At 70.8% G+C, this 13,576-nt stretch carries 7 protein-coding genes; 4 read left to right on the forward strand and 3 right to left on the reverse strand.

Annotation, left to right across the window (positions count from 1 at the left end; translation table 11 throughout):
* Positions 1-8: 8 nt before the first annotated feature.
* Positions 9-1,991: a penicillin-binding protein 1C gene (gene pbpC / locus ACYQ7X_RS03845; protein WP_459695515.1), complete on the reverse strand. Its 1,983-nt coding sequence runs from the start codon at positions 1,989-1,991 to the stop codon at positions 9-11.
* Positions 1,988-7,213, reverse strand: a complete 5,226-nt coding sequence (locus ACYQ7X_RS03850; RefSeq protein ID WP_459695516.1) for an alpha-2-macroglobulin family protein — start codon at positions 7,211-7,213, stop codon at positions 1,988-1,990. The genes pbpC and ACYQ7X_RS03850 overlap by 4 nt, the downstream gene beginning before the upstream one ends.
* Before the next feature lie 189 nt (positions 7,214-7,402).
* Here ACYQ7X_RS03850 and ACYQ7X_RS03855 point away from each other — a divergent pair, with 189 nt between their 5' ends.
* Genes ACYQ7X_RS03855 through ACYQ7X_RS03870 form a run of 4 tightly spaced genes read left to right on the forward strand, consistent with a single transcriptional unit; the run spans position 7,403 to position 11,899 of the window.
* Complete coding sequence (locus tag ACYQ7X_RS03855; RefSeq protein WP_459695517.1) at positions 7,403-8,422, forward strand: substrate-binding domain-containing protein; 1,020 nt, start codon at positions 7,403-7,405, stop codon at positions 8,420-8,422.
* Between the two features lie 32 nt (positions 8,423-8,454).
* Positions 8,455-9,930: a sugar ABC transporter ATP-binding protein gene (locus ACYQ7X_RS03860; RefSeq protein ID WP_459695518.1), complete on the forward strand. Its 1,476-nt coding sequence runs from the start codon at positions 8,455-8,457 to the stop codon at positions 9,928-9,930.
* Positions 9,931-9,971: 41 nt separating this feature from the next.
* Positions 9,972-10,931, forward strand: coding sequence for an ABC transporter permease (locus ACYQ7X_RS03865; protein ID WP_459695519.1), 960 nt, complete (start codon positions 9,972-9,974; stop codon positions 10,929-10,931).
* On the forward strand, positions 10,928-11,899 hold the full coding sequence (locus ACYQ7X_RS03870; protein WP_459695520.1) for an ABC transporter permease: 972 nt from the start codon (positions 10,928-10,930) through the stop codon (positions 11,897-11,899). Before ACYQ7X_RS03865 ends, ACYQ7X_RS03870 begins: the two co-directional genes overlap by 4 nt.
* A 9-nt stretch (positions 11,900-11,908) precedes the next feature.
* Here the strand turns inward: ACYQ7X_RS03870 and ACYQ7X_RS03875 are convergent, their stop codons facing one another.
* Positions 11,909-13,519, reverse strand: a complete 1,611-nt coding sequence (locus tag ACYQ7X_RS03875) for a serine hydrolase (RefSeq protein ID WP_459695521.1) — start codon at positions 13,517-13,519, stop codon at positions 11,909-11,911.
* Between the last annotated feature and the right edge of the window lie 57 nt (positions 13,520-13,576).

Genomic DNA, 13,576 nt, shown 5'->3' on the forward strand with positions numbered 1-13,576 from the left:
GGCGGGTTTCAGCCGCCGCCGCTCACCCGGATCGCCACCCGCGCGGCAGCGCCCGTCGCGTCCAGCACCTCAACCGTATAGAAGCCCGGCCCCGGCGGCTGCCATTCGGTCTCGCGCAGGGCGGGGATGGAGGTGAGCGGCGCGCCGTCGATGAGGAAGCGCAGCGGCCGCTCGCCGCCCATGGCCTTGAGGTCGAGCGTGCCGAGCCCCTCGATCACGGCGCCGGGCGGCGGGAATAGCAGCCGCAGCGGATCGGCCGCCGGGGCGGCGGCGAGCGAGAGCATCGCGGCCGGTGGCGCACGGCGCCGTGGCGCAGGCGGCAGGAGGCTGAAGAGCCGCGCCAGGATCGGCAGTGCCCGGTCGGCTGCTTCGCCGCTGCCCATCGGCGTGCCATCCGGCCGGCCGACCCAGACGCCGATGACGTGGCGGCGATCGAAGCCGAAGGCCCAATCGTCGCGGTTGCCGGCGCTGGTGCCGGTTTTCCAGGCGATGCCCTGCAGGGTGAGGTCCGTGGGGAAGGGCCGGGTGAGGATATCGGCCACCATCGCCGCGGCTTCCGGCGAAAGCAGCCGCACCTGGCGGGGCGGCGCGGCACCTTGCACGAGCCATGGCGGCCGCACCGTGGCGTCGCTCGCGATTGCGTCATAGAGGCCCATCAAAGCGCGCATCGAGAGGCCGGCGCCGCCGAGGATGATCGGCAGGCTCGGTTCGCTGCCGGGCGGCAGATGCAGCGGCGTGCCGCTCGCCGCCAGATCGGCCGCGAAGCGCAGCGCGCCGTAGCGCGCGAGCAGCCCCACCGCCGGCAGGTTGAGGGAGCGGCGGAGCGCGTCTCGCGCCGTCACCCGGCCGGCGAAGCGGCCGGTGAAATCCTCCGGCCCATAGGCCCCGAAATGGCGCGGACTATCGGCGAGCAGGCTATCGGGTGCGGCGAGGCCATTGGCGAAGGCGAGCGCGTAGAGAAAGGGCTTGAGGGTGGAGCCGGGGCTGCGCAGCGCGCGGCTGAGGTCGCTCCGCCCGGCGCGGGCGGTGTCGTTCCATTGGCCGAGCCAGAGGGCGCGGATCGCTCCGCTCTCGGCATCCGTCACCATGATGGTGAGCGCGGTTTTCGGGGGGAAAGCGAGGAGGGCGGCCTCCGCCGCATCCGTCACCGCCCCTTGCAGCCCGGCATCGAGGGTGGTGCGCAGAAGCGGCGGGTGCCGTATGTCGGCGAAAAGCTGCGGCAAAGCCCGTGGCATCGGCTGGCGCCGGCGGGGCACGGGCTCGGCCTCGGCGCTGCGCGCTTCCGCCGGGGTCAGCAGGCCGCGCGCGGCGGCGAGGGCGAGGATGCGGTTGCGCAGGCGCTCCGCCGCGGCGGGATGCCGGTCCGGCCGCAGCGCCTCCGGCCGCCGCGGCAAGGCCACCAGCAGCGCGGCCTCCGCCGCGTCCAGCGCTCCGGGCGGCTTGCCGAACCAGGCATAGGATGCGGCCTCCACCCCCACCAGATTGCCGCCGAAGGGCGCTGAGGAGAGCCACAGGCCAAGGATCTGGTCGGGCGTCAGCCGGCGCCAGAGGTCGAAGGCGCGGGCGGTTTCCAGCACCTTGGCCGCGATGGTGCGGGGGCGCGGATCGAGCAGCTTGGCGGTCTGCATCGTCAGCGTCGATCCGCCGGAGACGACATGCCCGGCCGCGATCCATTGCCCGGCGGCGCGCAGGATGGCGAGTGGATCGACCCCGGGCTCGCGCCTGAAATTCCGGTCCTCGACGGTGATCAGCAGGCGGATCAGGAAGGGGGAGACGGCGCGCGGGCTCGTCTCGAAACGCCAGACGCCGCCCGCCGCGGGGCTGAGCGCCAGCACCGTGCCGTCGGCGGCGAGGATGCGGGTGCCCCAGGCGCGGGCGGGTGGCAGCGGCGCCGGGTCGAGCCGCCCGAGCAGCGCGAGCCCGCCGGCCGCGAGGGTGAGGCCGAGGCCGAGGCCGAGCGCGCAGGCGGCCAGGCGGCGGCGCGCCCTCATGGCGCCGCCGGCAGCACCGTGATCCGCACCGTATTCTGGCGGGCGAAGATCGCCGGCCGATACATGTCGGTAAGCTGCATGCCCGGGTATTCGAAAGTGCCGGGTGTGACGGCGCGGAGAATGACGGCGAGGCGGAAGGCCGGTTGGTCGCCCGTCACATCCACCACGGCGGCTTCGCGGTCATCGGCGGCGGCCTCGGTCTCCGGCGTGGTCAGCGTGCCCAGCCAGTCCATGCCGGGCACCTTGCCGCCGGGGAAACGCCCGGCGATCTCCCAGCCTGCCGGCAGGCCGGCCAGCAGCAGCGCCCGATGCGCCTGCCCATCCGTCGCCTGGCCGTCGATCACCATGACGAAGGTGGTGTTCTGGGTCAGCTTGTCGGGCGAAATTGTGCTGCCGTCGAGGGCGTAGAAATTGCGGCGCAGCTGCATGCCGGCCCGCGCGGCGGCCGGCGGGGTCTGCGGCACGCCCTGCACCACGAGGCTGCCCGGCAGCGCCACCTGTCCGGGATTGACGACCGTGGTGGCGGCGGCAAGCGGCAGGGTGATGCTCGGCGCCGGCCCCAGCGCGCGGCTATCGACACGCAAAGACACCGGCCCGGCGAGCTTGCCGAGCGCGCCGGCCGCGGCTGCCGCCCAGGCTTGCTCCTGGGTGCTCAGCCGATCGGGGTTCAGCTCCGCCCCAGGCAGGCCCCGGCGGATGGCGGCCAGCCGCTCCGGCATCACGCCGCTTTCGGCGATGAGTACGGCGATGGCGAACTGATCTCGGAGTGCCGAGCCGTAATCGGCGCTCCAATCCTGCCGGCCAGGCTCGGCGAGAAGGGCGGTGAAGATCGCCTTCGCCTTGTCCGGCTCACCCAGGCGGGCGAGGGCGGCGGCGATCTGCGCGCGGGCGAGCGGCGTCGGCTCCGAACCGAGGGTGCTGGCCGCCACCCGGATGGCGCCTGCCGGCGCCTGCCCGGCGAGGGCGAGATCGTAGAGCGCATAGGCTTGCGCCGCGTAATCGGCCGGGCTGGAAGGCGGCGTGCCGACCTCCGCGGTCAGCCAGCGCAGCGCCTGGTCGAGCATCGGCTGCGGCACCGCAGCCCCGAGCTTGGCGGCGCGCAGCAGCACCTCGGTCGCATAGGCGGTGAGCCAGGGCTCTGCATCGCCGCTGGCGGACCAGAGGCCGAAGGCCCCGTCATAGCGCTGCCGGTCCGCCAGCGCCGAGATCACCTGTTGCAGATGGCCGGCCGGGTCCGGCCCGGCCGCCGCCCCCGAAAGCAGGGTCAGCGGCAGGCCACGGCTCGCCAGCTGTTCCAGGCAGTCGAGCGGATAGGCTTCCAGCGCGCGCACCAGCGCCGCCGTGTCGAAGGGCAGGCCGAGGCCGAAGGTGGCGCTCGCCGCCCAGGTGCCAGGGATGAAGGCATCGGTTTTCGGCGTGAGGGTAAGGCGGCCGCCGGCCGGCAAGGTCAGTGGCGTCACTTGCGCCACCGGCCCGCGCGCGGAATGGACGGCGAGCGTGACCGTGTGGACGACGTGGAAGCCGCCCGGCCCCTCGGCGCTGATGGTGAGATGGCCGAGCCCGACGCCGCGGGCGATGAGCGACAGCGGCACCAGCTGGCGCTGCTCCGTGCCGAGGGTGATCGGCGCCGGTGCGCCGCCGGCAAGCGCGATCGCGCCGCTGGCCGAGACCTGCAGGCTGAAGGTTCCGGCCGGCAGCTCGACGTTCTGGAGCAGGATCGCGATGCGCGCCTGGTCGCCCGGGCTCAGGAAGCGGGGCAGCAGCGGCTCCACGATCGCGCGGTCCCGCATCACCATGTCCTGCCCGGCGCTGCCCGAGGTGCTGCCCGACCAGCCGACCGCCATCAGCCGCAGCGTGCCGTCGAAATCCGGCAAAGCGAGAGGGAAGCGGGCGATGCCATCCGGGCCCGCCTGCAGCGGCCCTGCGAATAGCGACACGATCTTCTGCGGAATAGGCATGTTGGGCGTTTCCATGTCGCCGCCCGCGCCCTGGTGCAGCACGGTATTCGCATCCCCCGCCGGCGGCAGGAGGCGGGCGAAATCGTCATGGATGCCGACGCCGAGCGCCCGCTTGCCGAAGAAATGGCCGAGCGGATCGGGCGTCTTGAACGCGGTGAGCGCCAGGATGCCCTCATCCACCGCCGCGAGCGTCACATAGGCCCCGGGCTTGGTCTTGACGGGGATGGTGATCTCGGTGCGCGGGCGGTAGAGCGCCGCCGCCCCGATGCTGAGAGGCAGCGTGCGCGGCGCGGGATCGAGCGCCACCCAGGCGAGGCCGATGGCCCGCGCAGGCGCGATCTCTGGCTTGCCCCCGGCGGCCGGCCGCTCCGGCCGGAACACATGCACGCCGACATAGGCGCCCGGCCCCCAATCGGCGGTGACCGGGATCGTCACGTCGAAGCTCGCCGCTGTCGGCACGAGGTTGATGATCCGCTTCACCCGGTCGGTCATCACCAGCACGGTCGTGGGCCCGGCATAGGGCGCTTCGACATGCAGGGTCGCGGTCTCTCCGGGCTGGTACTGCGCCTTGTCGGCCCGAACCGAGACCCGCGCCGGCACATCCGGGTTATCGCCGATCGCCCAGCCGGAATAGAAAACGACAGAGGAGGCGGCGAGCCCGCCACTGGCCTGCAGCACCTCGAGCTTGTAGCGGCCGAACGGCAGGGTGCGGGCATAGGCGAAGGGCGCGCCCGTCGCGGGCAGGGTGAGGTTGCGGCTATCGACCGGCGTATCGTGCCACACGGTCTCGTAGCGGGCCTGGCCGCCGGAGACCGCGAGGCGCCAATCCGGCGTCTGCCGCACCAGCCGCAGCGTCACCGGCATGGCGACGCGCTTGCCGTCCGGCCCGAGGGCGATGAGCCGGAAGCCCGCGCTGGTATCGGCATTGACCGAGTCGCCCGAGAAATCCTCGGCGATGCCGATCATCGGCGCGGCCGGGCGGATCGGCAGCGTGGTATGGGCGGAGACGCTCCGCCCCGCGGGGTCGTTGATATTGGCCCAGATATCGGCTTCCAGCGCCCGGCTGCTATCGGGCAGGTGGGAGAGGTCGAGTGCGAGGCTCGTCGCTCCCGCGGCATCGGTCGGTGCGATCGTGGTCTGCGTCTGGCTGCCGGTAAAAGCATCGTCGTTGAGGCCGAAGCGGTAGGCGGCAAAGTCCGGAAACGGCGTCGGGTTCGGCTGGACCGTGATATTGGCATCGCCCGAGAGGTCGTTCCCCGGCGCGCCGTAGAGGAAGCGCACCGTGATCGGCAGGGTGTTGATCCGCCCGGGCTCCAGGATCTTGGGCGCGGCGTTGCCGAGGGAGACGGCGAGGCGCGGCGGCACGAAGGCATCCACCTGGAAGGGCAGGTCGGCGATCGCGCGGCCTTTCGGGTCCGTCTTGAGCTGGATATCCCACATGCCGAAGGGCGCGCCGGCGGAAAGCGTCACCGCCGCGTGGATCGCATCCTCGTCTATCCGGGGCGGCACGCTATCGGCGAAGACGCGGCCATCGGGGCGGGTGATGATGAGGTGCAGCGGCAGGTCGAGCGGCGCGCCCGCCTCGTCCCGGATCAGCCCCATCACCTGCACCGTCTCGCCCGGGCGATAGATACCGCGGTCGGTCCACAGGAAGGGGTCGATCGGCCCTGGCTGTGCCTGGCCGGAGGAGCCGCGGTCGGACAGGTCGAAATTCGGCGCCGTCAGGCTGATGCGAGTGAAGTCGCCCCGCGGGCCGCTGACATGCAAGGCGGCCGGCGCCTCGCCATTCTGCCCGCCGAGCAGCGGCTGCGCGAAGCGCACGGTGCCGTCGGCCGCGGTTTGCGCGCTGGCGAGGATGCTGTTGTCGGCGGCGATGAGATCGACGGTGGCGCCCGCGACCGGCAGGCCGGTGGCATAGCTTCGCACCTGCACCAGATCGCCATCCGCGCCCTGCCAGACGGTCGGGGCGAGGTCGGTGCGGAGGATCATCTGCACGGCGGTCGGCGCCTCGCCCTGGGCGAAGGGCGTGCCATCCCCCGGCGTCGCGATCAGCGCGTAGAGGCCCGGCGCGGTCAGCACGGGCGGCAGCGGCAGGATGGTGTGGCGCAGCGCATTGTGCTTGAAGGCGGCGACCGCCGCATGTCCGGTCCAGACCACGCGGCCCTGGTTCTGGGTGAGATCCTGGGCACCGTAGCTATCGATCGGGCTGCCGCCAGGCGGGTAGGTCTGCATCACATGCAGCAGGTTGCGCTCGCTGATCTGCACCAGCTGCAGCGAGACGGCCGAAAGATTGACGCTGGCGAGCGCCACCGTCGCCTGCCCGCCCTTGGGTTGCAGATAGCGCGCGCCATCGAAGACGAGGCGGGGCGAGCGGTCCGGCATGGCAACCGGCACCGAGACCGCCGCCTTCAGCACGAGGCCGCCATCGCCGGGCATGCCCTGGCGGAGCGTGACGCGCGTCGTCTCCCCCGCTGGCAGGCCGGTGATGCAGATCTGGTGGGATTCGAGGGTGACGGCGGCATCCTTCACCGCCGGCTGGAGGCTCACCCAATCGCCCGGCACGAAATCCGGCGCGGCAGTCGGGCTGCCGAGGAAGCTGAGGCAGGCGCGGGTCGGGAAGGCGTCCGGCTCGGTCGAGACCGAGCGGAACAGCAGGCCGAGGGCGGCGCGCTGGGCGAGCAGGCTCTGCCGCCGCGGATCGTCCGTGGGCAGGCGGCGGCTCATGGCGAGCAGCACTTCCGCCTCGCCGAACGGCTGGTGGAGCGCGGCGAAGGCCTGGCGCATGAGGTCGAGCGCGGCGAGCTGGTCCGCCGCCACCGTGTCGCTTTGCGGATCGACCGTGGTGAAGGCGAACCAGGCCGCGAAGAGCGCGGGTTTCGGCTGCGGCGGGGTGCGCTTCAGCTCGGCCGTGGCGAGGCCGCGCCAGAGATCGGGCGTCGGGGTCTCGTTTTGCGGCAGGCCACCGATGAAGGTCTCGGAGGAAGCGACCGCGCGGGGAAAATCCTGCGCGTCGAGAGCGGCCGCGGCGTCATCCGCGGCCTGGCTCAGCGCGCTCTCCGACAAGCCCGCCGGGTGGGCCGCGCGCAGCGTGGCGAGGAAGCGCTCCGCATCCTGCTGCAAGCCGGGCAGCGCCAGCTCTGTGGAGGCGTCCTGCGCCGCGGCCGGCCTCGGTGGCAGGCTGGTGATGGCGAGGCCCAGCAGCAGGGCCGCCGCGCCGAGATGGCGGAGAAAGCGCATCCAATCCTCCCGAGACCGATCGCTCATTCTTATCGTTCCGCGGCGGGATTGGATATCCCGCCCGCGCCGACCGCTGCCGACCCGCGCCGCATCTTTCCCCGCGTTGACAGCGAGCCCGCGACAAAAGAGACTGTTCAGACTAAAAGTGAAGGCCGCATCCGGCGCCCCGCCGCGCCGGCAAACCATAAATCCGCACAGCCGGATAGAGGAGGAACCGTGAAGAAAGTCCTGATGGCTTCGGCGCTTGGTTGCGCTGCCATGCTGCTCTCCGTCGCCGCCCAGGCGGCGACATCGAGCGATCGTATCGCCCTTTCCAACAACTATGCCGGCAATTCCTGGCGCCAGGCGATGCTGCAGAGCTGGGCGAAGGTCACCAAGCAGGCGGTCGCCGATCACATCGTCGCCGCGGCCGATGCCTTCACCACCGCCGATAAGGAGGTGCCGACCCAGGCGGCGCAGATGCAGAACCTCATCCTGCAAGGCTATAATGCGATCGTGATCGACGCTGCCTCCCCCGATGCCCTGAACGGCGCGGTCAAGGCCGCCTGCCAGGCGGGCATCACCGTCGTCTCCTTCGATGGCACGGTGACGGCGCCTTGCGCCTATCGCGTCGGCATCGATTACGTCGGCATGGGCCGCCAGCAGGTCGATTACCTCGCCACCCGCCTGCCGCAGGGCGGCGATCTGCTCGAAATCCGCGGCCTCGCCGGCACCTCGATCGACAACGAAATCCACCAGGGCATCGAGGAGGGCATCAAGGCCCATCCGAACTTCAAGATCGTGAGTTCCGTCACCGGCAATTGGGATGAGGCGACCGCGCAGAAGGCGGTCGCGACGGTGCTGCCCTCGCTGCCCAAGATCGTCGGCGTCGTCGATCAGGGCGGCGATGGCTATGGCGCCGCCCAGGCCTTCATCGGCGCCGGCCGGCCGGTGCCGATCATCATCATGGGCAACCGGCAGGACGAACTCGCTTGGTGGAAGCAGGAGCATGACAAGAACGGCTACACCACCTGGTCCGCCTCGATCGCTCCGGGCGGCGTCACGCTCGCCTTCTGGGTCGCGCAGCAGATTCTGGACGGCAAGAAGGTGCCGCACGACATCACCTTCCCGGCGTTGACGGTCGATCAGGCGCATCTCGACGCGGCGTTGAAGGCGGCCCCGGTCGGCGGCGTTTACAACACCGAATACAGCCAGGCCGACGCCATCAAGGCGATCGCGGCAAGCCAGGCGAAGTAAGCGGCAGGCCGCGGGCGCGGAGGGCTCCCCTGATGGATCGGAGGCCAGCCATCATCGGGCTCGCCGGCGTCACCAAGCATTTCGGCGCCGTGCAGGCCTTGCGCGGCGTCGATCTCGCCATAGCGCCGGGGGAGGCGCTCGGCCTCGTCGGGCACAATGGCGCCGGGAAATCGACGCTCATGCACATCCTCGCCGGCGCGATCGGGCCGAGCGCGGGGCAGTTCACCGTCTCCGGCCTTCCGGCCGGGGCGCGCTATTCCATCGCGGCGGCGCAAGGCCTCGGCATCCGCTGCGTCTTTCAGGAACTGTCGCTCTGCCCCAATCTCACCATCGCCGAAAACGCCCGCATCATGCATCCGACGATCCGCGGCCCCGGCTGGCGCCGCCGCGCGGGCGCGCTCATCCGCGCCAAGCTCGATGCGATCTTTCCCGGCCACGGCCTGGCCATGGACATGATGGTCGCCGATCTCTCGATCAGCCGCCGCCAGATGGTGGAGATCGCGCGCGCCTTCAGCGTCTCGGAGGGGGCGCCGCGCCTCATCATCCTCGACGAGCCGACCTCCTCCCTCGATGCCGCGACCGCCGAACAGCTGCTCGCCTTCACCCGCCGCTTCGTGGCTGAAGGCGGCAGCGTCATCCTCATCTCGCATATCCTGGGCGAAATCCTCACCGTGAGCGACCGTATCATCGTCATGCGCGATGGGCGGGTGGTGGCGGAGGATGCCGCGCATGCCTTTGACCGCACCCGCCTGGTCGAGACCATGGGTGGCGGCCATGCGCTCGATGCCGAGGCGGGGGCAGAGGCCGCGCCCGCCAGTGTGCGCGGGGCGCGCCCGCTGATGGTGCGCGCGCGGCCGCGCGCCCAGGCAGGCGGCATCGCTTTGCAGGCACATGCGGGTGAGATCGTCGGCCTCGCCGGCTTTTCCGGCCATGGGCAGACGGATCTGCTGATGGAAGTGCTGGAAGCGGCCGCCCGGCCGGAGGCGCGGGTCTCGGCCATGGCGCCGGTCGCGCTCGTCGCCGGAGACCGGCAGGTGGACGGTATCTTTCCGCTCTGGTCGATCGCCGAGAACATCACCATCCGCTCGCTCGCCCGCCTCCGCCAGGGCCTACTGCTCTCGCCCGCCAAGGAAGCAGCGATGGCGGAAAGCTGGAAGGGCAGGATCGGCATCCGCACGCCCGATATGGCCAACCCGATCCTCTCGCTCTCGGGCGGCAACCAGCAGAAGGCGCTCTTCGCCCGTGCGCTCGGCTCGGACGCGCGCATCCTGGTGATGGACGATCCGATGCGCGGCGTCGATATCGGCACCAAGCTCGATGTCTATGATCTCATCCGCCGGGAAGCCGCCGCGGGCCGCACCTTCCTCTGGTATACGACGGAACTCGAAGAATTGCGCCACTGCGATCATGTCTATGTCTTTCGCCACGGCCGCATCGTCGCCGAGCTGCAGCGCGCCGAGTTGACGGAGCAACAGCTCATCCACGCCTCCTTCCAGGATGCGGCGTGAGGGGGGTGGGCAGCCGGCAGGCAGCCGCCGGGACGCCTGCCATGAGACGGCGCTTCTCGGCCGCGCGGGCGCTGCGTGCGCTTCTGCCCGCGATCTCGCTCGCCCTGGTGCTCTTCGCGATCGCGAGCTTCAACCCGCGGGCGATCAGCTACATGGGCTTCACGCTCATGCTCAACCTGGCGGTGCCGGTGGCGCTCGCCACCATCGCGCAGCTTTTCGTCATCACCGTCAACGATCTCGATCTGTCGATCGGCGCCTTCGTGGGGCTCGCCGGCTGCGTCACCGCGACCTGGATGCCTGATCATCCGATCGGCGCCGGGCTCGCGCTTCTGCTCGGCATCGGCATCTATGTCGCGCTCGGCGCGCTCATCCATCTCCGCCAGCTGCCCTCGATCGTCGTCACCCTCGGCATGAGCTTCGTCTGGCTCGGCCTCGCCCTGTTGATCCGGCCGACGCCGGGCGGCACGGCGCCGGACTGGCTGCAGGGCTTCGTCGGCCTGCATGTGCCGCTGGTGCCCTTCCCGATCGTCGCCGCCATCGTCATCGCGGCGCTCGTGCATGTCGGGCTGATGCGCACGACCTATGGCACCACGCTGCGCGGCGTCGGCGGCAATGCGCATGCGATCGAGCGGGCGGGCTGGTCACTCCTGCGCGCGAAGATGACGGCCTATGGCTGCGCCGGCCTCTTCGGCGTGCTCTCGGGCATGGCGCTCGTCGGCGTCTCCACCTCGGCGGACGCGAATATGGCGAACGGCTACACGCTGCTCTCGATCGCCGGGGCCATCCTCGGCGGCGCGGAATTCGTCGGCGGCCGGGTTTCGCCGATCGGCGCGGTCATCGGCGCCTTGACGCTGCAGCTCGCCGCCGTCGCCCTCAACTTCTTCCATATCGCGGCCCTGCCGAACCTGCGCATTCCGCAGGAATGGCAGGTGGGCGCGCAGGGCATCATCCTCATCATCATCCTGGCCGCCCGCGCGCTGATCAACAGGAGCGAGCGATGACGACAGGCGCAGCGCGCGGCCCCTCGGCCTTCCTGCGGCTGCGGCGCAAGCCGTGGCTATGGTCCTTTATCGGCGCCCTGGTGGTCTGGCTGCTGGCCGTGGCGGTGGCGCATGGCCAGGGCGCGGGCGGCATGCTCTCGGCAGCGCTCGCCTTCTCGGTCTTTACCGTGCTCGTCGGCATCGGCCAGATGTTCGTCATCACCCTCGGTCCCGGCAATATTGATCTCTCGCTGCCGGCCAATATCGGGCTGTCCGGCGCCGTCGCGATGACGGTGATGGGCGAGGCGGATGGCCGCATCCTGCTCGGCCTGCTCGCCGCCATCCTCGTCGGCGCGCTCGTCGGCGTCTTCAACTACGCCCTCATCCGGCTCCTGCGCATTCCGCCGATCATCGCGACGCTGGCGGCGAGCTTCATCCTCGTCTCGGCCGGCATCAGCTACGGGCGCGGCCTGCAGATCACCCCGCCGCCGGCTTTCGCCCATTTCACCGTGCTGCGCCTCGCGGGCGTGCCGGTGCTGGCGCTGGCCGCCCTGGTCCTCACCGGGCTTGCCGCCATTCTGCTCAACCGCACGGTCTATGGTCGCTCGGTGCTCGCCACCGGGCAGAATATGCGCGCCGCCCGCCTCGCCGGGATCAGGGTGGAGCGCGTGCGCTTCCTCACCTACCTGCTCTGCGCGGCGCTCGGCGGCCTCGCCGGCGCCCTGCTCGCGGGGTTCACTGGCGGCTCCTCGCTCGATATGGGCGCGGAATATCTGCTGAGCTCCATCGCCGTCGTCGTCATCGGCGGCACCTCGGTCGCCGGCGGGGCGGCCAATCTGCCCGGCATCTGGGGCGCCTCGCTGTTCCTTTTCATGGTGGTGACGCTGCTCAACACCGCGGGTTTCGGCGCCGGCATCCGCGATGTGCTGACCGGGCTCATCATCATCGCCGTCATCACCATCGCCGGCGGCCGGCGGCGCTTGCGCTGAGCCTGAGCCTTAGCCGGGGCCGGCTTGGCGCCGCTCGAAGAGATAGGCCTGGCCGTCCGCCATGGCGAGCTTGAGCCGGCCGAGCCGGCCGTCATCGCCCATCTGGAATTGCACGAAGCCCAGCGGGTCGGGCCCGAGGTTGCGGGCGATCGTCGCGAACCGCCCCTCGGCGAGCAGCGACGCGGTGAAGACATCGCCATTCCAGGGCGCGATCGCGATGCGCGCCCCGGTCTCGGCCAGGGTCATCACCAGGCGCTTGCCATCGACCGAGACCGTGACCTGGCCGATCGCCGGATTGGCGAAATCCCCGGCAAGCGGGCCGAGCGGCGGCGGCGGCACGGCGGCGGCGGGGGGCGCGAAGGTCTGCGCGCTTTCCGCCGCCTGCGCCTTGGCGCGCTTGAGCAGGATGCCGAGGTAATCGACGGGCGGATTGGCGAGCAGCTTGTCCGTCACCATCGCGCCGAGCGCATCGGGCAGGCCGACATTGGTCGCATTGCTGAGGATGACGACGCCCGCCCCGTGGTCGGGCAGGAAGCCCACGAAGGCGCCGAAGGTGGTGGTGCCGCCATTGTGCCAGATCACCGTGCCGTTGTCTGAACGCCGCATGACCCAGCCGAGCGCGTAAAACTGCGTCTGCGACATCGAGACCTTCGGCGTGCGGGTCGCGGCCATGCCTTCGGCCGAGACATAGGTGCGGCCGCCGAGCGTGCCGTTGGCGAGCTGGAGCCGCAGCCAATGCGCCATATCCTCGACCGTCGAATTGATGTCTCCGGCGCCGCCGAAATCATAGGGGAAGATCTGGGTAAAGGGCACTTCGAAGGAGCCCGCCGGCGCCCAGACATGGCCTTCCGCATGATCGGGGGCCGCCATGATCGCCGCCGCCGTCATGCTCGACCGGGTCATCCCCAGGGGAGTGAGAAGTTCCGCCTGCGCAACCTCGTTCCAGTCCTTGGCGCCTGCCGCGCGGGCGACGATACGGCCGGCGAGCATATGGGTGATGTTGGTATAGGCGAAGGTGGAGCGGAAGCTCGATACCGGCGCGACATGCCTGAGCGAGCGGATGAGTGCTGCCTGGTCGAAGCCGAGCAGGCCGAGCCCGTCATTGGCATAGGGCGGCAGGCCGGAGCGCTGGGCGATCAGATCGAAGACGCGGAATTCGCGGGTGACCCAGGGGTCGCTCAGCGCGAATTCAGGATCGAGATCGACGACGCGGTCATCCCATTTGAAATGCCCGCGATCGACCATCATGGCGAGCGTCGCCGCCAGGAAGGCCTTGGTGGTGGAGCCGATCTGGAACACCGTGCCGGTGCCGACGGGGGCGCGGGTCTTGCGGCTGCGGACGCCGAAGCCGCGGGCATAGACGAGCCGATCCTGATGGACGATGCCGATAGCGAGGCCCGGCACGTCGAAGCCCGCCATGCCCTGGGCGATCTGGTCTTCCACCGCCGGAATGATCGCCTGGATGCGGGCTGCCATATCGGCCGGCGTCGCGGGCTCGGCCACGGCGGCGCGGGCGGCGGAGGGGGCGAGGGCGGTGCCCAGGCCGGCGGCGATACCGGTGCCGATGCCGGTGCAGGCGGCCGCCAACATGCTCCGGCGGCTTGCTGGTCCATGCGCCATGGTTCGTTTCCTCTCGCCCGGCGTTCCTGGTGCGTAACGGACGATGTTAGAGCGCAG

It is taken from the genome of Acidisoma sp. C75, assembly GCF_054665095.1.

Excerpts from the sequence above, each read along its gene's own strand:
- ACYQ7X_RS03865 (WP_459695519.1), top strand. The coding sequence starts at position 9,972 with ATGAGACGGCGCTTCTCGGCCGCGCGGGCGCTGCGTGCGCTTCTGCCC.
- ACYQ7X_RS03860 (WP_459695518.1), top strand. The coding sequence starts at position 8,455 with ATGGATCGGAGGCCAGCCATCATCGGGCTCGCCGGCGTCACCAAGCAT.
- ACYQ7X_RS03875 (WP_459695521.1), bottom strand. The coding sequence starts at position 13,519 with ATGGCGCATGGACCAGCAAGCCGCCGGAGCATGTTGGCGGCCGCCTGC.
- ACYQ7X_RS03850 (WP_459695516.1), bottom strand. The coding sequence starts at position 7,213 with ATGAGCGATCGGTCTCGGGAGGATTGGATGCGCTTTCTCCGCCATCTC.
- pbpC (WP_459695515.1), bottom strand. The coding sequence starts at position 1,991 with ATGAGGGCGCGCCGCCGCCTGGCCGCCTGCGCGCTCGGCCTCGGCCTC.
- ACYQ7X_RS03870 (WP_459695520.1), top strand. The coding sequence starts at position 10,928 with ATGACGACAGGCGCAGCGCGCGGCCCCTCGGCCTTCCTGCGGCTGCGG.